This window comes from Blastococcus sp. CT_GayMR20 (assembly GCF_004570345.1).
The window spans coordinates 34,897-53,405 of record NZ_SPQM01000010.1 but is presented as its reverse complement, the minus strand read 5'-3'; the positions used below and the strand labels follow the sequence as shown (position 1 = coordinate 53,405).

General features: G+C 72.0%; 14 protein-coding genes. 10 read left to right on the top strand and 4 right to left on the bottom strand.

Annotated features, from left to right (window positions below; all coding sequences use genetic code 11):
• Nucleotides 1–3 precede the first annotated feature (3 nt).
• The 7 genes from E4P40_RS04590 to E4P40_RS04560 all read left to right on the top strand — a co-directional run bounded on the left by E4P40_RS04590 (nt 4) and on the right by E4P40_RS04560 (nt 7,641).
• Nucleotides 4–996, top strand: coding sequence for a DnaJ C-terminal domain-containing protein (locus E4P40_RS04590; RefSeq protein WP_135157670.1), 993 nt, complete (start codon nt 4–6; stop codon nt 994–996).
• Nucleotides 993–1,379 (top strand): chaperone modulator CbpM, encoded by a 387-nt coding sequence (locus tag E4P40_RS04585; protein ID WP_135157671.1) that lies wholly within the window; start codon nt 993–995, stop codon nt 1,377–1,379. The genes E4P40_RS04590 and E4P40_RS04585 overlap by 4 nt, the downstream gene beginning before the upstream one ends.
• Nucleotides 1,370–3,994: an ATP-dependent chaperone ClpB gene (gene clpB / locus E4P40_RS04580; RefSeq protein WP_135157673.1), complete on the top strand. Its 2,625-nt coding sequence runs from the start codon at nt 1,370–1,372 to the stop codon at nt 3,992–3,994. The genes E4P40_RS04585 and clpB overlap by 10 nt, the downstream gene beginning before the upstream one ends.
• Nucleotides 3,991–4,449, top strand: a complete 459-nt coding sequence (gene trxA, locus E4P40_RS04575) for a thioredoxin (RefSeq protein ID WP_135157675.1) — start codon at nt 3,991–3,993, stop codon at nt 4,447–4,449. Before clpB ends, trxA begins: the two co-directional genes overlap by 4 nt.
• Entirely contained in the window at nt 4,446–4,718 is a 273-nt protein-coding gene (locus tag E4P40_RS04570; protein ID WP_135157677.1) for a UBP-type zinc finger domain-containing protein, read from the top strand. Before trxA ends, E4P40_RS04570 begins: the two co-directional genes overlap by 4 nt.
• On the top strand, nt 4,718–6,427 hold the full coding sequence (locus E4P40_RS04565; RefSeq protein ID WP_135157679.1) for a cyclic nucleotide-binding domain-containing thioredoxin-disulfide reductase: 1,710 nt from the start codon (nt 4,718–4,720) through the stop codon (nt 6,425–6,427). Before E4P40_RS04570 ends, E4P40_RS04565 begins: the two co-directional genes overlap by 1 nt.
• A gap of 110 nt (nt 6,428–6,537) precedes the next feature.
• The gene (locus E4P40_RS04560) at nt 6,538–7,641 is read left to right on the top strand and encodes a hypothetical protein (RefSeq protein ID WP_209305191.1); all 1,104 of its coding nucleotides are present in this window, start codon (nt 6,538–6,540) and stop codon (nt 7,639–7,641) included.
• Between the two features lie 67 nt (nt 7,642–7,708).
• Here the strand turns inward: E4P40_RS04560 and E4P40_RS04555 are convergent, their stop codons facing one another.
• Both E4P40_RS04555 and E4P40_RS04550 read right to left on the bottom strand, forming a co-directional pair.
• Nucleotides 7,709–9,022 carry a DUF2254 domain-containing protein gene (locus E4P40_RS04555; protein ID WP_135157702.1) on the bottom strand — a complete coding sequence of 438 codons (1,314 nt, stop codon included), beginning with the start codon at nt 9,020–9,022 and terminating at the stop codon, nt 7,709–7,711.
• 255 nt (nt 9,023–9,277) lie between these two features.
• Nucleotides 9,278–10,276: a helix-turn-helix transcriptional regulator gene (locus tag E4P40_RS04550; RefSeq protein ID WP_245160135.1), complete on the bottom strand. Its 999-nt coding sequence runs from the start codon at nt 10,274–10,276 to the stop codon at nt 9,278–9,280.
• Between the two features lie 207 nt (nt 10,277–10,483).
• On the opposite strand from E4P40_RS04550, the gene E4P40_RS04545 reads away from it, so the two are divergent.
• Together E4P40_RS04545 and E4P40_RS04540 are read left to right on the top strand one after the other, a co-directional pair.
• Nucleotides 10,484–11,437, top strand: coding sequence for a LysR family transcriptional regulator (locus E4P40_RS04545; protein WP_135157688.1), 954 nt, complete (start codon nt 10,484–10,486; stop codon nt 11,435–11,437).
• A 333-nt stretch (nt 11,438–11,770) separates the two neighbouring features.
• On the top strand, nt 11,771–13,942 hold the full coding sequence (locus E4P40_RS04540; RefSeq protein WP_135157691.1) for a glycogen debranching N-terminal domain-containing protein: 2,172 nt from the start codon (nt 11,771–11,773) through the stop codon (nt 13,940–13,942).
• Here E4P40_RS04540 and E4P40_RS04535 read toward each other — a convergent pair.
• A complete protein-coding gene (locus E4P40_RS04535) occupies nt 13,886–15,001 on the bottom strand; it encodes a glycosyltransferase (RefSeq protein WP_135157693.1) in 1,116 nt (371 codons plus the stop codon). The genes E4P40_RS04540 and E4P40_RS04535 overlap by 57 nt on opposite strands.
• 182 nt (nt 15,002–15,183) lie before the next feature.
• Between E4P40_RS04535 and E4P40_RS04530 the strand changes: the two genes are divergently transcribed.
• Nucleotides 15,184–16,299: a glycosyltransferase gene (locus E4P40_RS04530; protein ID WP_135157693.1), complete on the top strand. Its 1,116-nt coding sequence runs from the start codon at nt 15,184–15,186 to the stop codon at nt 16,297–16,299.
• On the opposite strand, the gene E4P40_RS04525 is transcribed toward E4P40_RS04530, so the two are convergent.
• Nucleotides 16,243–18,414 carry a glycogen debranching N-terminal domain-containing protein gene (locus E4P40_RS04525; protein WP_135157691.1) on the bottom strand — a complete coding sequence of 724 codons (2,172 nt, stop codon included), beginning with the start codon at nt 18,412–18,414 and terminating at the stop codon, nt 16,243–16,245. The genes E4P40_RS04530 and E4P40_RS04525 overlap by 57 nt on opposite strands.
• Nucleotides 18,415–18,509: the final 95 nt, after the last annotated feature.

The following is an 18,509-nucleotide window of genomic DNA, read 5'->3' as shown; positions in this document are numbered from 1 at the left end:
CGGATGGCCCGCGACTACTACGACGTGCTCGGTGTGTCGCGGGACGCCGGCCCCGACGAGTTGCAGCAGGCCTTCCGGCGGCTGGCGAGGGCGAACCACCCCGACGTGAACAAGGACCCGGGTGCGGAGGAACGCTTCAAGGAGATCAACGAGGCCTACTCGGCCCTGTCCGACCCGGAGCTCCGCAAGCGCTACGACCGCTTCGGCGAGGACTTCCGGCGGGTTCCCGAGGACTGGGAGCAGCGCGTCGGTGCCGGGGCCGGCGGTGGGGGCCGGCCCGGTCGGGGTCCCCGCACGACCTGGACCACCGAGGGCGCGGACGTCGGTGGGGGATTCGGTGGCGGGGGCTTCGGTGGCGCGGACTTCGAGGGCATCGACCTCGAGGACCTCCTGGGCGGCATGTTCGGTGGGCGCGGGCGGCGTGTGGCCCGAACTGCGGGAGCCGATCAGGAGGCCGAGCTCCCGCTCACCGTGGAGGAGGCGTATCGCGGTGGGCGCAAGGAGGTCACGCTCAACGGCCCGGACGGCCCGCGCAGCTACTCGGTCACGATCCCTCCCGGCGTCAACGACGGGCGGCGGATCAGGCTGGCCGGCGAGGGCGGGCGGGGCCTCGGCGACGGCCCGGCCGGAGACCTCTACCTGGTGGTGCGGCTCCTGCCGCACCCGCTCTTCCGCGTGCAGGGCCGGAACATCCACGTCGACCTGAAGCTCGCCCCCTGGGAGGCGGCGCTCGGCGGGAGCGTCCCGGTCGCCACGCCCGGGGGCGAGACCACGGTGACCGTGCCCCCCGGCTCCTCGTCGGGACGACGGCTCAGGCTGCGGGGGCAGGGCATGCCGGATCCGGCCGGGCACCCGGGCGACCTGTTCGCCGAGATCAAGATCATGGTCCCGCCACGGCTCAGCGAGCGTGAGCGTGAGCTCTTCTCCGAACTCGCCGCGTCGTCGACGTTCGATCCGCGTCGCGCTCCGACCGACGACAGGGGAGGACGCCGATGAGCCCGCCGGGTCGTCCAGTTCGCTACCCGCTGGTCCCGAGACCGGCATCCGCCCTGCTGGACCACGAGGAGTTCGCCCGGCGCTGCGGCGTGCACCCCGAACTCGTGCGGCGGTTCTGGGCGCTCGGCCTCATCCCGGCCGCGCGACGGCCCGACGGGTCGCTGGGGTTCAGCCCGGCGCAGGTACCGGCCGTCGCGCGGTTCCAGCGGCTGCACGCCACCCTGCCGCTCAACTACGCCGCCCTCGGACTCGTGTGCGACCTCCTCGACCGGATCACCGATCTCGAGACCGCCCTGCGCGTTCGCGGGCGCACCGAACCCGTACGCCGACGCAGTCCCCAGGAGCCCGCCAACCAACCCGAGCGGAGTCAGCGATGGACCTGAACCGCCTGACCCAGAAGTCCCAGGAGGCGCTCGCCGCCGCCCAGTCCCTGGCGATCGAGCACGGTTCCACCGAGGTCGACGTCGAGCACCTGCTCACGGCGCTCCTCGACCAGCCGGAGGGCCTCGTCCCGCGGCTGATCTCGGCGATGGGCGCCGACCCAGCGGCCCTGCGCAAGGACATGGAAGCGGAGCTGTCCCGCAAGCCACGGACCACCGGCACGGCCCCTCAGCCGGGGCAGGTCTCGCTCACGCAGCGGGTGGCCCGGGTGCTCGAGACCGCCGACCGCGAGGCCAGGCGCATGAAGGACGAGTACGTCTCGGTCGAGCACCTGCTGGTCGCGCTGGCGGAGACGGGCTCGGCCACCGGGGCCGGGCGGGTGCTGGCACAGCACGGCGTCACCCGGGAGGCCTTCCTCTCCGCGCTGACGCAGGTGCGCGGGAACCAGCGCGTGACGTCCGCGACCCCGGAGGGCTCCTACGAGGCGCTCACCAAGTACGGGATCGATCTCGTGGAGTCCGCGCGTTCCGGCCGGCTCGACCCGGTGATCGGCCGCGACGCCGAGATCCGGCGCGTGATCCAGATCCTGTCCCGCAAGTCGAAGAACAACCCCGTGCTCCTCGGTGAGCCCGGGGTCGGCAAGACGGCCATCGTCGAGGGGCTGGCCCAGCGGATCCTCAACGGGGACGTCCCCGAAGGCCTGCGCGACCGCACGATCTTCTCCCTCGACATGGGCCTGCTGATCGCGGGGGCGAAGTACCGCGGCGAGTTCGAGGAACGGCTCCAGGCGGTACTGACCGAGGTGAAGGCCGCCGAGGGCCGGATCCTGCTGTTCATCGACGAGTTGCACAACGTGGTCGGGGCCGGTGCGTCCGAGGGCTCGATGGACGCCGGCAACATGCTCAAGCCGATGCTGGCGCGCGGCGAGCTGCACATGATCGGCGCGACCACGCTCGCCGAGTACCGGAAGTACATCGAGAAGGACGCCGCACTGGAGCGCCGCTTCCAGCCCGTCTTCGTCGACGAGCCGTCGGTCGAGGACGCGGTCTCGATCCTGCGCGGGCTGCGCGAGCGGTTCGAGGTGTTCCACGGCGTCCGGATCCTCGACGGCTCGCTGATCGCGGCGGCGACGCTGAGCCATCGGTACCTGACCGACCGGTTCCTGCCCGACAAGGCCATCGACCTCGTCGACGAGGCCTGCGCCCGGCTGCGCACCGAGATCGACTCCATGCCCGCCGAGCTCGACGAGATCACCCGCCGGGTGATGCGGCTGGAGATCGAGGAGGCGGCGCTGGAGCAGGAGGACGATCCCGCCTCGGTCGCCCGCGTGGACCAGCTCCGTCGGGAACTGGCCGACCTGCGCGGCGAGGCGGACGCCATGCGGGCGCAGTGGAACGCAGAGCGGCAGGCGATCAAGCGGGTCCAGGAACTGCGGGCGGAGCTGGAACAGGTCCGCCACGAGATCCAGGAGGCGGAGCGGGCCTACGACCTCAACCGCGCCGCCGAGCTCCGCTTCAGCCGGCTGGCCGACCTGGAACGCAAACTGGACGTGGAGGAGCGACGGCTCGCCGAGAAGCAGGGGGAGCACAGCCTGCTGCGCGAGGTGGTCACCGCCGAGGAGATCGCCGAGATCGTCTCGGTCTGGACCGGCATCCCGGTGTCCCGGCTCACCGAGGGCGAACGGGAGAAGCTGCTGCGCCTCGACGAGGTGCTGCACCGGCGCGTGGTCGGCCAGGACGAGGCGGTGCAGGCGGTCGCGGACGCGATCATCAGGGCCCGGTCCGGGGTCAAGGACCCGCGCCGGCCGAGCGGCTCGTTCATCTTCCTCGGCCCGACCGGCGTCGGGAAGACGGAGCTGGCCAAGGCGCTGGCCGAGGCGCTGTTCGACTCCGAGGACAACATCGTCAGGATCGACATGAGCGAGTACCAGGAGCGGCACACCGTGTCGCGGCTGGTCGGCGCCCCGCCCGGCTACGTCGGCTACGAGGAGGGCGGCCAGCTCACCGAGGCCGTGCGTCGGCGCCCCTACGCCGTCGTCCTCTTCGACGAGATCGAGAAGGCGCACCCGGACGTCTTCAACACGCTGCTGCAGGTGCTCGACGACGGCCGGCTCACCGACGCGCAGGGCCGCACCGTCGACTTCCGCAACACCGTCATCATCATGACGTCGAACATCGGATCGCAGTACCTGCTCGACGGCGTCACCGACGACGGCCAGCTCAAGCCCGAGGCTCGTGACCTGGTGATGGCCGAGCTGCGGGGCCACTTCCGGCCGGAGTTCCTCAACCGGGTCGACGACACCGTGCTCTTCACGCCGCTCAACCCGGGCGAGATCGAGAACATCGTCGAGCTGATGCTCGCCGACCTCCGCGTCCGCCTCTCCGAACGCAGCATCACGGTGGAGATCACCGAGGAGGCCAAGCGCTTCATCGCCCGGGAGGGCTACGACCCGGTCTACGGTGCGCGGCCGCTGCGGAGGTTCATCGCCAAGGAGGTGGAGACCCAGGTCGCCCGGGCGCTGCTGCGTGACGGGGCGATCGAGGGCTCGACCGTGCGGGTCGACGTGGACGGCGACCGGCTCGTCGTCACCCACGAGATGGTGGGAGCGCAGTCATGAGCGCTCCCGCGACCGCGCGGACGAGCATCGTCACCTGCTCGCACTGCTCGAAGAAGAACCGGGTGCCGGCCGCGGCAGACGGCATCCCGAAGTGCGGCAACTGCCACCAGCCCCTGCCCTGGATCGTCGACGCGGGTGACGACGACTTCGTCGAGGTCGCGGAGCGGGCCCCGGTCCCGGTGCTCGTGGATCTCTGGGCGACGTGGTGCGGGCCGTGCCGGATGGTCAGCCCGGCCCTGGAACGCATCGCCACCGACCGGGCCGGCGAGCTCAAGCTGGTCAAGGTCGACGTCGACGCCGCACCCCGGCTGTCCCAGCGGTTCGAGGTGCGCGCGGTGCCGACCCTGATGGTGCTGCGGGACGGCGAGGTGCTGGCCCGTCAGCCCGGCGCGGCCCCCGAGCCCGCGCTGCGCAGCTGGCTGGACGGCGCCCTGTCCGGAGGGGCTGCCCGATGACCATCCCGGTCGGCGTCGACCCGCACCTCGCCTTCGTTCGTGAGGACGTCGTCCCGCGCACCCCGCAGGGCTGCGAGGAGTGCCTTCGAATCGGTTCCCCGTGGGTGCACCTGCGGCTCTGCCTGACCTGCGGGCACGTCGGCTGTTGCGACCAGTCCCCGGGCAGGCACGCTCGGAGGCATGCCGGTCTGGTCGGCCACCCGGTCGTCCAGTCGTTCCAGCCGGGCGAGGACTGGCGGTGGTGCTTCGTCGACGAGGCATACGTGTGATGACCCGGTCCGTGGAGGAGGACCAGGGGCTGGAGGGCCTGCTGGCGGACCTGCCGCCGGGGGAGACCCCGGACCTGACCGGCGCGTTTCCCCGGCTGGAGGACTCGCAACTCCAGATGCTGCAGGCATGGGGGGAGCGACGACACGTCCCGCACGGCGAGGTGCTGATCGCGGAGGGCGAGCCGGAGGACACCTTCTACGTGCTGTTCTCCGGGCGGGTCGCCGTGGCGGAAGCGGTGGGGACGCCGGACCAGCGCGTCGTCCGCGTGCACGGGCCCGGCCGATTCCTCGGTGACCTGGGCATGCTCACCGGGCAGCCCGCCTACGCAACCACCATCGTTGCCGACCCGGGGGAGGTGCTGGCGATCCCCGCCGAGCGGCTGCGCGCCGGGGCGGCCGCGTCCCCGGCCTTCGGCGACCTGCTGCTGCGCGCCCTCCTGCTCCGGCGCTGGCTGGCGCTGGGGGAGGGGATGGGCTTCCGGATCATCGGCTCCCGGTTCTCCGCCGAGAGCCGGCAGCTGCGCGAGTTCGCCGCACGCAATCGGCTGCCGCACAAGTTCGTCGACCTGGAGACCGATCCGTCGGCCGAGCGGCTGCTCCGCGGCCTCGGACTGGCGCCCGACGACACGCCCGTGGTGCTGTTCCGACGGCAGGTACTGCGCAATCCGTCCCCGGCGGACCTGGCCGCGGCGTTCGGCCTGCGCGAGGTGGACCCCGCGGAGAAGGTCGTCGACCTGGTGGTCGTGGGCGCCGGACCGGCGGGCCTCGCGGCCGCGGTCTACGGCGCCTCGGAGGGCCTCGACACCGCTGTTCTCGACGGCGTCGCGCCGGGAGGGCAGGCGGCGCGGACGTCGTGCATCGAGAACTACCTCGGCTTCCCCTCCGGGATCTCCGGGGGCGAGCTGGCCGATCGCGCCGTGCTGCAGGTGGAGAAGTTCGGGGCGCGGCGGTCCGTCCCGGCGGAGGTGGTGGGGATGGAGGAGCGCGACGGGAACCACGTGCTCCGGTTCGCCGACGGCGGCGAGCTGGCCACCCGGACGGTGATCGTCGCGTCCGGCGTGCGGGTCCGCCGGCTCCCGGTCCCCGGACTGGAGCAGTTCGAGGACACGTGCGTGTACTACGCGGCCACGCCCATCGAGGCCCAGCAGTGCGCCGGCGACCCGGTGGTGGTCGTCGGTGGGGGCAACTCGGGCGGCCAGGCCGCGGTCTTCCTCACCGACCACGCCTCCCAGGTCCGCCTGGTGGTCAGAGAGGACAGGCTCGACGAGAACATGTCGCGCTACCTCGCGGACCGGATCACGCAGGACCCGCGCGTGGAGGTGCACCTCCACACCGAGGTGGAGGCCGCGGAGGGCGAGGGTGGCCGCCTCGAGGCCGTCGTCGTGAAGGACACGGTGACCGGGAAGCGGCAGCGCCTGCCCGCGCGCGACCTCATGGTGTTCATCGGGGGCGAGCCCAGCACGTCGTGGTTGCCGGACTCGGTCGCTCTGGACCCCGGTGGCTACGTGCTGACCGGGCCGCAGGCGCGCCGGGCGACGGAGCGAGGGGAGTCCGACGGACCCGACCCGCTGCTGCTCGAGACCAGCCTGCCCGGCGTCTTCGCAGCCGGCGACGTGCGCAGCGGCTCGGTGAAGCGGGTCGCCTCGGCGGCGGGGGAGGGCGCGATGGCGGTGCGCCTGGTGCACGAGCACCTGGCGACGACGCGGTGAGCGAGAAGCGCGAGGGGGGCGAGGGGGGCGTGCCGAGCCCGTCGATCGAACAGCCGGAGTGGGCGGCGCTCATCCGGCTGGTGCTGTAGATCGAGGCGGCGGGCGCCCGGGTGGCAGAGGTCCGGGTGGGGGTGGTCAACGCCCCCGCGATCTCCGACGAGCTGACCACCGGGCTCGTCGACGACATCCGAGGGGAGCTCGAAGCGCGCTTCCCGGAGGTGAGGTGGGCATTCCAGCTCCTCGACGACGGCCTGGTCGAGCCGCCGGCGGACGACAGCGAGATCGTCGGCGCAGCGCGGCAGCTCCTCCTGACGCGCGCGTGGGATCTCGTCGTCGTCCTGACCGACTTGCCCCTGATGGTGGTGAGACGACCGGTGGTGGCCCACGCGAGCCCCATGCACGGGGTCGCGGTGCTGTCGGTGCCCGCGCTCGGAACCCTCGCCGTGCGACGGCGTCTCCGGAACGCCGTACTGCGCCTGATCGGCGCACTCCTCGGCGAGGCCGAGGACGACGGGCTCGGTGAGGCCAGGGGCTGCAGCGCCGACGATCGCACGGACGCTGCGGGGAGGCGGCGGATCGACTCCCGGCTGCGCGAGCTGGGTTCCGTCGTCGAGGGGCAGGCGCCGTCCCTCCGGTTCACGACTCGTGTGTTCACCGGCCACCTCCGGCTGCTGTTCGGCATGGTGCGGGCCAATCGTCCGTGGCAGCTGGCCGCTCGCTTGTCCCGGGCGCTGGCTGCGGCCGCTGCTGCGGGTGTCTTCGCGCTCGTCACTCCGGACATCTGGACCCTGGCCAGTGCCCTCGGGTGGCAGCGGTTGACGGTGGTCAGCGTGGGCTCGGTCGTCGCGATCGGGCTGACCCTGATCGTCGGCGCGCGGCTGTGGGAGCGCGTTGCGAACCCGCGCACCAGGCAGCAGGTCGTGCTGTTCAACATCGCGACCACGGCGACGGTCGTGATCGGGGTGGCCGCCTTCTACGTCGCGCTCTTCGTGCTGAGCCTGCTCGCCGGCCTGCTGCTGATCGTCCCGTCCCTCCTCGCTGATGCGATCAGCCATCCGGTGACGTTCCGGGACTACGTCGAGGTCGCCTGGTTGACGTCCTCGCTGGCCACGGTCGGCGGTGCCCTCGGTGCGGGTCTCGAGTCGGACGAGGCGGTTCGTCGCGCTGCTTACACCTATCGCACGAGTCGCGCCACCGAACGCGGTGACGGCTGACCAGGGCGCAGGCGCCTGCAGGCCCCCGCTCTGCGGGGCAGAAGCCGGCGGAGCGTCGAGGGCCGGCTCAGCGCGGCACGGGGACCGACCGTGATGGTGGCGCACGGGTGACGTCGGCGCCCGACCCGATGCCCTCGGTGTCGGGCGTGAGCGCCGCGAGGACGTCCTCCTCGTCGTCGTAGGCGCGTCGGACGGCGGCGTCCAGGAGCCGCAGCTGGCGGTCCAGCGGTTCCTGTCGGTCGGCCGGCGCCACGCACTTGAGGTCGGCCAGCGCCGCGCACAGTTTCCGGGACACCTGTGGCTCCGACGCCCCGGCGAGGCGGATCTCGTCGAAGGCCAGGCGGACGTAGCCGTCCCAGCTGACGGTCCGCTCGATCAGCCGCACCACCCCGTCCTCGTCGCGGTGTTCACCGCAGGGCAGGGGACGAGCGGCGATCTGGCGCAGCAGGTCGTGCAGCCGGTGCAGCGCCTGGACCGCCGTCGTGGGGTCGTTGAACGGCTGCGCGATCGACCGCACGGCGATGTCGACGAGCTTCCGGAAGCCGTAGGCGAGATCCTCGGTGTGCACGCGCTCCTCGGCGAGCAGGACGTGGCGGGCGACGTCGGTCATCCGGAGCCGACCGGCCAGGTCCGCGTCCCCGCCCGCCGTCGACCGGGTGCCCGGAAGCACCCGGAACAGCGGCGCGCCGCCGACGACGAAGTCTCCGACGACGGGGACCAGCTCCAGCACGCAGTCCGCCCGTCGGGCCGCGGCAACCAGGGCGGGGCGATCGACGCGGATCACGTTGCCGGGTTCTGCGGCGACGATCGCGTCGGGGCCGCCGGTGACGACCGGCAGATCTCCGTGTTCCCGGACGATGAACTCGCGGCTGCGGTCGCCGACGAGGTCGATCAGCGCCGCGACCCGGAGGCCGTGGCCGGCATGGTGCACGAACAGGATGAGCACGATGATGCTGGCGAGCATGAGGACGTACGAGAGCAGCATCGACAGTCCGGGCACCGTGCCGGTGTCGGAGCCGCGGATCTCGCGCAGGGTCAGCACCGTGACGAGGAAGGTCGCGCCGAACAGCCCGATCGCCAGCTGGCTCCACCGGTCGGTGAGCAGCGCGCCCACGATGCGGGGCGAGAACTGGCCCATCGCCAGCTGGACCGCGACCAGGGTGACCGTCAGGACGAGGGTGGTCAGCGACACCATCGCGGTCGCGAAGGAGGACAGGATGAACTGCGCGTCGGACGGCGTCCCGGTCAGGCTCTGGGGGATGAGGCGGTAGTCCGTCGCCCGGTCCACGGCGAGCGTTCCGAGGGCCACGAGGGCGCCCGCGGCGAGGCAACCGATGGGCAGCAGCCACAGGCTGGCGCCGACGAACCGCTGGAGCCGCATCCTGTTCACGAACTGGAGGTGCTGATCGCGTCCCCGAGACGGGAGAGCAGTGGGGGCTCGGCGCGGGGCGGGCTGGAGGCCTGCCACTCCGCCGTCCCGATGAACGACTCGTCCCCGATCATGGTCTCCCCCGGGGTGGACGGACGTGCTCCTGCGGACGCACCCGATCCGGCGATCCGTCGGAACGCCAGGTCCCCTCATGAAACCGAAGCCGACGCGGCAGCTCCATCGGCAGAACTCCCCATTTCACGCCTCTCAGGGCGGTGGAGACAGGGGCACGTAGAGACCTTGGCGCTCGGCCCGCACCGCGGCGAGCGTCCTCGTGGGTGCACCGAGCTTGACGAGGATGTGCTCCAGGTGTGCTGCGACGGTTCGCGGTGCCACGACCAGCGAGTGGGCGATCTGCTGGTTGGAACACCCCTCGATCAGGAACCCGAGCACCTCCAGCTCGCGCGGGGTCAGCCCCTTGAGGTCGGTCACGCGGGAGAGGACGACCGTCCCGAGGAGGTTTGCCGACGGCTCCTCACCGCTGGCCAGGACGGTCACGCGGACGTGCCCGTCCGGGGCGTGGCGTCCTCCGCGCGGCCACAGGAACGACGTGAAGATCTGGCCGTCGTCGAGGCGGGAGCAGGCGAGATCCACGAGGGCCGATCCATCGACGAGGAGTGCGTCGCCGTCGAGGCCGGGCAGTGGTCGCGTGGTCCTGTCGCAGCGCAGTACCGCCCCGGCGGTCGCCCCCCGCACCAGCCGGGCCGCTGCCGCCAGTGATCGCAGCGGGTCGATCCCGCGTGCCAGAACAGGGGTGAGCTGGTGCAGCCGGCGCCGCATGACCAGGGGCGGTGGCTGGCTGCCGGTGTAGAACAGCGCGAGGAAGCCGACATGGCGCCGCCCGGCGTCGAACAGGGCGACCCCAAGAGCCTCGTGGATCCCGGCCGGGAGAAGGCACTCGGCCCACGTCGGCAGGTCTTCGGCCGGGTAGGGCAGGTCGGAGGGGCTCAGCGGAGGGCGGGCGCGGTCGGTCTGGGTCACCTCGATGTCGCGCGCCGTCTCGGGGCCACCCAGGTACTGCACGGTGCCTTCGTCGAGGTCGGTGCTGCCCAGGGAGGTGTAGCTGCCGCGCATCGGATCGGCGAGGGCCAGCCACGCGGCATCGAAGGGGACGACGCGGCGAAGCCTGTCCAGCATCCCCTCCGCGCGTTCGGAGAGGGGACGGGTCGAATCGGCGACCTCGGCCAGTCCAGGGCTTGCCGTCATCTCCATCGGTCTCCCGAGTGGCGGCGCCAGCAAGGCACGCTGTTTCTCTCAACGGCGCCGACGCCGCACTCCTGCTCGTGCATCATTACCGCGAAACGGACGGTGTAGTCCCCGTCACTGTGCAGAAAAAGTGGCCGTGGTCTGAGGATCTGGCTAACGACGCCACGGGTGCGGGTGCGGGTGGGCGGTGGAGCAGTAACGTGCTGCGTGGAGTTTCGCCAGCTCAGGTACTTCCTGGCGGTGGCCGAGGAAGGGCGCTTCAGCCGTGCAGCGCGCCGGCTGCACATCGCCGCGCCGTCCCTCTCCCAGCAGATCAAGGCCCTGGAACGAGAACTGCGGGAGCCGCTCTTCGAGCGCCGGCCGCAGCGCGTGGAGCTCACCGCGGCCGGGCAGGCACTCGTCGAGCGGGCCAGGGTGATCATCGCCGAGGTGGAGCGGGCACGTGCGGACGTACAGGCCGCCGGCACGGGTCGGGAGCGACTCACCCTCCGGGTCGCGAACATGGCCGACCTGGTCCTGGGCGCTCCGTTGAGGGGGCTGGCCCAGGGCATCGACGGGGTCGAGGTCTCCGTGAGCTCCAGCCGGGGGGACGACGCGCTGGAGGCCGTCCGTCAGGCCCGCGCCGACGCTGCTGTCGTCTGGAGCCGTCAACCGATCGACCGCGACCTCGACGGTGTCGTCCTCGGCTCGGTGCTCTTCGGCGTGGTCGTCCCGATGGGCCACCGGGCGGCCGACTCGGCGAGGGTGCCGGTCGCTGAGCTCGCCGGCGAGATCCTGGTCATGTTCCCGCGCGGACCGTTCGCCGGCGTCTGGGATCGCACGGTGGACCACTTCTTCCCCGGTGGTGCAGGGCCGGGGCAGGTGGTCGTCGAACCGAACCTGCTCAACAGTCCCGAGGCGGTGCTGCGCGCGGTCGCAGCCGGCGTCGGGATCGCCGCCGGCATCCTGGATGGCGCCGACCGTGCGCGGACCGGCGAGGTCGAGATCCGGCGTCTCGAGCCGGACCTGCGGCTCGACCTGGAGGCCGTCTGGCGGGCGCCGGCCGGGCGGTCGGTCCGCAGGCTCGTCGACTTCCTGGTGCGATCGGCGCAGAACCCCGGTACCGCCATCGAGGCAGCCGAGCACCCGGTCGGGGGCACCGGGACGTCGCTCAGGGTGTGAGGACCACCTTCTCCCAGCGCTCCTCCTTGTTCTTGAAGTGTCGTGCCGGTACGGGGTCTCCCGAGAGGCAGGCGGTCGGTGATCACCCGGGTCGGGTCGATCTCGCCGCTGCGGCAGGACAGGATCGCCTGGCGCAGGACGCGCGGCCGGTCGATTCGGAGCGGACCGCTGACGGCGGCCCGGGCCCCGGCCGTCGTGGTCGCGGCAGACGCTGTCGAGGCATCAGATCCCCGGCCTGCGGCCTGCGCCATCGGCAGAACGACCGATTGCCCGTATCCGGTGTCGGAACGAACGTGGGGCGGTCTGGCCCAGGGACGACCGAGGATGGTGACCATGGGCGCCCCTCTGGCGGAGAAGTGGAATCCGGAGAACGAGCCGGCCATCGTCGGCGCGGGCGCCGTGACCCTGGTCGAGGGCTCGTCCTTCTGCATCTGCACGCCCGCCGGGGACCTCGGCAGCGCGGGCCCGAACGGCCTCTTCTTCCGTGACACCCGGATCCTGTCCCGCTGGGACCTGCGGATCGACGGCGAACAGCCCGACCCGCTGACGGCGATGGTCCCCGACCCGTACCGGGGCACCTTCCTCGGCCGGCTGTCCCGCCGGTTCGGCCGCACCGACACCAACCTGCTGGTGCAGCGGGAGAGGCGGGTCGGCAACGGGCTCCGGGAGGACCTGGTGCTGCGCAACCCGGGTGCCGAGCCGACGACGTGCACGGTCACGATTGCCGTCGAGGCGGACTTCGCGGACCTGTTCGAGGTCAAGGAGGGGCGGGTCCAGCCCCGCGGCGAGCGGCGGGCGCAGTCACAGGACGACCGCCTCTTCCTGGACCTGCACTGGCTCGGTACTCATCGGGGGGCGGTCGTGGAGGCGCCCGGTGGCGCAGTCGCGGCGGCCGCTGTGCTGGGTTCGGGGGCGGGGAGCATCCGGTACGACGCTCTCGTCCCCGCGCACGGGCAGTGGTCGACCTCGCTGCTGGTGCGTCCGGTGGTGGAAGGCGAGGTGGTCGAACCCTCCTTCCCGTTGGACCGGCCGGAAGGGGAGGCCCTGCCTGCCAGGCGGTTGCAGCGATGGCGGGAGACGACCCCCATCGCCACGACCGGGGACGACAGCCTGCAGCGGACGCTCCAGCGCAGCCAGCAGGACGTCGGGGCGCTGCGCATCTTCGACCCCGAGGACCCCACGCTCGCCGCAGTCGCGGCGGGCGCCCCCTGGTTCATGGCGCTGTTCGGCCGGGACTCCCTGTTGACCGCCTACATGGTGCTGCCCGTCGACCGGAGCCTGGCCCTCGGCACGTTGCGGACGCTCGCGCGACACCAGGGCCGCACCACTGACCCGGTGACCGAGGAGGAGCCGGGCCGGATCCTGCACGAGGTACGACTAGGGGTGGACTCGGGCCTGTCCCTCGGCGGCGGCAGCATCTACTACGGGACGGTGGACGCCACCCCGCTGTTCGTGGTGCTGCTGGGGGAGTTCGCCCGATGGGGGGCCGAGCGGGGCTTGGTGGAGGAGTTGCTGCCACACGCCGACCGCGCTCTGGCGTGGATCGATCGCTACGGCGATCGCGACGGGGACGGGTTCGTCGAATACCGCCGTGCGACCGACCGCGGGCTGCAGAACCAGGGCTGGAAGGACTCGTGGGACGGGATCACGTACGCCGACGGCCGCCCGGCCGAGGCGCCGATCGCCCTCTGCGAGGTGCAGGGATACGCCTACCACGCCTTCCACGCCCGCGCCGAGCTGGCCCGTTGGCTGGACGACGACGCGGGGGCGCAGCGCTGGTCCGAGCGGGCGTCTGCACTCAAGGCGGCGTTCAACGAGCGGTTCTGGCTGCCGGAGCGGGGGTGGTACGCCCTGGCTCTGGACCGGGACAAGAACCCGGTCGACGCCTGCGCGTCCAACATGGGTCACTGTCTCTGGAGCGGCATCGTCGACTCCGACAAGGCGGCCCTGGTGGCGGAGCACCTGGTCTCGCCAGCGATGTTCACCGGCTGGGGCGTGCGCACCCTCAGCAGTGACATGGGCGCCTACGACCCGGTCAGCTACCACAACGGCTCGGTCTGGCCGCATGACAACGCATTCGTCGTCGCAGGGCTCATGCGCTACGGCTTCGTGGAACCGGCGCAGCGCATCGCGGAGGCACTCCTGGAGGCGGCGGAGCACTTCGGGGGCCGGCTGCCCGAACTCTTCTGCGGATTCGACCGTGCGGAGTTCCCGGAGCCGGTGCCCTATCCGACCTCGTGCTCACCGCAGGCGTGGGCCTCGGCGACCCCGGTCCAGCTCGTCCGGACGCTGCTCCGGTTCCACCCGGACCTTCCCCGGGAGCGACTGTGGGTCGACCCCGTACTGCCCCCGGCCTTCGCTCCGCTCCGGGTCGAGGGGGTTGCCCTGGGGGGCGGCCGGGTGAGCGTGGAGGTGACCGACGAGCAGACGCTGGTCGAGGGGCTGCCATCAGGCATCGAGCTGCGCCGCGAGCCCTGCCCGCTGGAGTACCCCTTCCCTGCGTGAGGCCGGGAGATCGACCACCCGCGGGCGTGGCCGTCCGCGAAGGGAGCCGATGAGATCGGTGTAGAGCTGCACGTGCTGGCGGACCATGCGTTCGGTGGCGAATCGCGATGCGGCCACTGCCCGGCAGGCGGCCCGATCGAGGTCCGCGGCGGCCAGGAGTGCGTCAGCGAGGCCGGCCCGTCCCTTCCGCAGGTAACCGGTCACCCCGTCGTCCACGATCTCCGGGGCCGAACCCGCCGGGGTGGCCACCACCGGCGTTCCCGCCGCCAGCGCCTCGATCATCACCAGGCCGAAGGGCTCCGGCCACTGGATCGGATTGAGCAGGGCGAAGGAACTCCCGACCAGCTCGAGCTTGTCCTTCTCGCCGAGTTCGCCGACGTACTCGACGTCCGAGCACAGGAGCGGCTTGACCTCGGCGTCGAAGTACTCCCGCTCGGCGGGCTCCCGGAGCTTCGCAGCCATCCTCAGGGGCACGCCGGCGGCGCGGGCGATCAACGCCGCTTCCCGCGGGCCCTTGTCCGGGTTCATCCGCCCGAGGAAGGCGGCGAACCCGCCCTGTCCCGTGCCCTCCGGCACGGCTCCGACGTCTATGCCGTGGGGGATCACGGCGGCCACGTTGACGCCGTCGGCGGTCGAGGCCTGGTGGTGGGAGATCGCGATCACCGGCACGTCAGGCACGGAACGGTAGATCGTCGTGAGCACACGGTCGAAGGGACCGTGGTTGGTGGTCACGAGAGGGACGCCCACGGGGCGGTGGCGGTACACGGGTCCGCACATCGTGTGGTCGTGCAGGACGTCCACCTCCCGCATGGCCGCGTAGCTGGTGACGACGTGACGCAGCTCCGTCACCACATCGCCGCTCACCGGTGCCCCGTCGCCGGCTTCATCCGTCCCGGCCACTCGCTCGACCGGACACGTGCTGTTGGCCGCCGCCGCCAGCAGCACCTCGTGACCGGCACGGACGAGGCCGCGGGCCAGCCGGTCGATCACCGACTCGGTGCCCCCATAGGCCGGGGGCGGTACGGGAATCCACGGAGGGGCGATGAGGCCGATGCGCATGGGACGTCCAGGGAGAGGGCGGCGCAGGGGCGTCGCGGGAAAGAACGGGACCGTCTGCAATGACAGCCGACGGATCGGCCGCCAACCATCGGCAGAGCGACCGATTCGCAGCCGGCGTCGGATCGGCTCAGGGCCCTCCTGTCAGCCCCGGCGGGATGCGCAGCCCTCTCCCTGGACGTCCCATGCGCATCGGCCTCATCGCCCCTCCGTGGATTCCCGTACCGCCCCCGGCCTATGGGGGCACCGAGTCGGTGATCGACCGGCTGGCCCGCGGCCTCGTCCGTGCCGGTCACGAGGTGCTGCTGGCGGCGGCGGCCAACAGCACGTGTCCGGTCGAGCGAGTGGCCGGGACGGATGAAGCCGGCGACGGGGCACCGGTGAGCGGCGATGTGGTGACGGAGCTGCGTCACGTCGTCACCAGCTACGCGGCCATGCGGGAGGTGGACGTCCTGCACGACCACACGATGTGCGGACCCGTGTACCGCCACCGCCCCGTGGGCGTCCCTCTCGTGACCACCAACCACGGTCCCTTCGACCGTGTGCTCACGACGATCTACCGTTCCGTGCCTGACGTGCCGGTGATCGCGATCTCCCACCACCAGGCCTCGACCGCCGACGGCGTCAACGTGGCCGCCGTGATCCCCCACGGCATAGACGTCGGAGCCGTGCCGGAGGGCACGGGACAGGGCGGGTTCGCCGCCTTCCTCGGGCGGATGAACCCGGACAAGGGCCCGCGGGAAGCGGCGTTGATCGCCCGCGCCGCCGGCGTGCCCCTGAGGATGGCTGCGAAGCTCCGGGAGCCCGCCGAGCGGGAGTACTTCGACGCCGAGGTCAAGCCGCTCCTGTGCTCGGACGTCGAGTACGTCGGCGAACTCGGCGAGAAGGACAAGCTCGAGCTGGTCGGGAGTTCCTTCGCCCTGCTCAATCCGATCCAGTGGCCGGAGCCCTTCGGCCTGGTGATGATCGAGGCGCTGGCGGCGGGAACGCCGGTGGTGGCCACCCCGGCGGGTTCGGCCCCGGAGATCGTGGACGACGGGGTGACCGGTTACCTGCGGAAGGGACGGGCCGGCCTCGCTGACGCACTCCTGGCCGCCGCGGACCTCGATCGGGCCGCCTGCCGGGCAGTGGCCGCATCGCGATTCGCCACCGAACGCATGGTCCGCCAGCACGTGCAGCTCTACACCGATCTCATCGGCTCCCTTCGCGGACGGCCACGCCCGCGGGTGGTCGATCTCCCGGCCTCACGCAGGGAAGGGGTACTCCAGCGGGCAGGGCTCGCGGCGCAGCTCGATGCCTGATGGCAGCCCCTCGACCAGCGTCTGCTCGTCGGTCACCTCCACGCTCACCCGGCCGCCCCCCAGGGCAACCCCCTCGACCCGGAGCGGAGCGAAGGCCGGGGGCAGTACGGGGTCGACCCACAGTCGCTCCCGGGGAAGGTCCGGGTGGAACCGGAGCAGCGTCCGGACGAGCTGGACCGGGGTCGCCGAGGCCCACGCCTGCGGTGAGCACGAGGTCGGATAGGGCACCGGCTCCGGGAACTCCGCACGGTCGAATCCGCAGAAGAGTTCGGGCAGCCGGCCCCCGAAGTGCTCCGCCGCCTCCAGGAGTGCCTCCGCGATGCGCTGCGCCGGTTCCACGAAGCCGTAGCGCATGAGCCCTGCGACGACGAATGCGTTGTCATGCGGCCAGACCGAGCCGTTGTGGTAGCTGACCGGGTCGTAGGCGCCCATGTCACTGCTGAGGGTGCGCACGCCCCAGCCGGTGAACATCGCTGGCGAGACCAGGTGCTCCGCCACCAGGGCCGCCTTGTCGGAGTCGACGATGCCGCTCCAGAGACAGTGACCCATGTTGGACGCGCAGGCGTCGACCGGGTTCTTGTCCCGGTCCAGAGCCAGGGCGTACCACCCCCGCTCCGGCAGCCAGAACCGCTCGTTGAACGCCGCCTTGAGTGCAGACGCCCGCTCGGACCAGCGCTGCGCCCCCGCGTCGTCGTCCAGCCAACGGGCCAGCTCGGCGCGGGCGTGGAAGGCGTGGTAGGCGTATCCCTGCACCTCGCAGAGGGCGATCGGCGCCTCGGCCGGGCGGCCGTCGGCGTACGTGATCCCGTCCCACGAGTCCTTCCAGCCCTGGTTCTGCAGCCCGCGGTCGGTCGCACGGCGGTATTCGACGAACCCGTCCCCGTCGCGATCGCCGTAGCGATCGATCCACGCCAGAGCGCGGTCGGCGTGTGGCAGCAACTCCTCCACCAAGCCCCGCTCGGCCCCCCATCGGGCGAACTCCCCCAGCAGCACCACGAACAGCGGGGTGGCGTCCACCGTCCCGTAGTAGATGCTGCCGCCGCCGAGGGACAGGCCCGAGTCCACCCCTAGTCGTACCTCGTGCAGGATCCGGCCCGGCTCCTCCTCGGTCACCGGGTCAGTGGTGCGGCCCTGGTGTCGCGCGAGCGTCCGCAACGTGCCGAGGGCCAGGCTCCGGTCGACGGGCAGCACCATGTAGGCGGTCAACAGGGAGTCCCGGCCGAACAGCGCCATGAACCAGGGGGCGCCCGCCGCGACTGCGGCGAGCGTGGGGTCCTCGGGGTCGAAGATGCGCAGCGCCCCGACGTCCTGCTGGCTGCGCTGGAGCGTCCGCTGCAGGCTGTCGTCCCCGGTCGTGGCGATGGGGGTCGTCTCCCGCCATCGCTGCAACCGCCTGGCAGGCAGGGCCTCCCCTTCCGGCCGGTCCAACGGGAAGGAGGGTTCGACCACCTCGCCTTCCACCACCGGACGCACCAGCAGCGAGGTCGACCACTGCCCGTGCGCGGGGACGAGAGCGTCGTACCGGATGCTCCCCGCCCCCGAACCCAGCACAGCGGCCGCCGCGACTGCGCCACCGGGCGCCTCCACGACCGCCCCCCGATGAGTACCGAGCCAGTGCAGGTCCAGGAAGAGGCGGTCGTCCTGTGACTGCGCCCGCCGCTCGCCGCGGGGCTGGACCCGCCCCTCCTTGACCTCGAACAGGTCCGCGAAGTCCGCCTCGACGGCAATCGTGACCGTGCACGTCGTCGGCTCGGCACCCGGGTTGCGCAGCACCAGGTCCTCCCGGAGCCCGTTGCCGACCCGCCTCTCCCGCTGCACCAGCAGGTTGGTGTCGGTGCGGCCGAACCGGCGGGACAGCCGGCCGAGGAAGGTGCCCCGGTACGGGTCGGGGACCATCGCCGTCAGCGGGTCGGGCTGTTCGCCGTCGATCCGCAGGTCCCAGCGGGACAGGATCCGGGTGTCACGGAAGAAGAGGCCGTTCGGGCCCGCGCTGCCGAGGTCCCCGGCGGGCGTGCAGATGCAGAAGGACGAGCCCTCGACCAGGGTCACGGCGCCCGCGCCGACGATGGCCGGCTCGTTCTCCGGATTCCACTTCTCCGCCAGAGGGGCGCCCATGGTCACCATCCTCGGTCGTCCCTGGGCCAGACCGCCCCACGTTCGTTCCGACACCGGATACGGGCAATCGGTCGTTCTGCCGATGGCGCAGGCCG

Excerpts from the sequence above, each read along its gene's own strand:
- E4P40_RS04540 (WP_135157691.1), top strand. The coding sequence starts at position 11,771 with ATGGGCGCCCCTCTGGCGGAGAAGTGGAATCCGGAGAACGAGCCGGCC.
- E4P40_RS04530 (WP_135157693.1), top strand. The coding sequence starts at position 15,184 with ATGCGCATCGGCCTCATCGCCCCTCCGTGGATTCCCGTACCGCCCCCG.
- E4P40_RS04535 (WP_135157693.1), bottom strand. The coding sequence starts at position 15,001 with ATGCGCATCGGCCTCATCGCCCCTCCGTGGATTCCCGTACCGCCCCCG.
- E4P40_RS04550 (WP_245160135.1), bottom strand. The coding sequence starts at position 10,276 with ATGACGGCAAGCCCTGGACTGGCCGAGGTCGCCGATTCGACCCGTCCC.
- trxA (WP_135157675.1), top strand. The coding sequence starts at position 3,991 with ATGAGCGCTCCCGCGACCGCGCGGACGAGCATCGTCACCTGCTCGCAC.
- E4P40_RS04565 (WP_135157679.1), top strand. The coding sequence starts at position 4,718 with ATGACCCGGTCCGTGGAGGAGGACCAGGGGCTGGAGGGCCTGCTGGCG.
- E4P40_RS04555 (WP_135157702.1), bottom strand. The coding sequence starts at position 9,022 with ATGCGGCTCCAGCGGTTCGTCGGCGCCAGCCTGTGGCTGCTGCCCATC.
- E4P40_RS04525 (WP_135157691.1), bottom strand. The coding sequence starts at position 18,414 with ATGGGCGCCCCTCTGGCGGAGAAGTGGAATCCGGAGAACGAGCCGGCC.
- E4P40_RS04590 (WP_135157670.1), top strand. The coding sequence starts at position 4 with ATGGCCCGCGACTACTACGACGTGCTCGGTGTGTCGCGGGACGCCGGC.
- E4P40_RS04570 (WP_135157677.1), top strand. The coding sequence starts at position 4,446 with ATGACCATCCCGGTCGGCGTCGACCCGCACCTCGCCTTCGTTCGTGAG.
- clpB (WP_135157673.1), top strand. The coding sequence starts at position 1,370 with ATGGACCTGAACCGCCTGACCCAGAAGTCCCAGGAGGCGCTCGCCGCC.
- E4P40_RS04585 (WP_135157671.1), top strand. The coding sequence starts at position 993 with ATGAGCCCGCCGGGTCGTCCAGTTCGCTACCCGCTGGTCCCGAGACCG.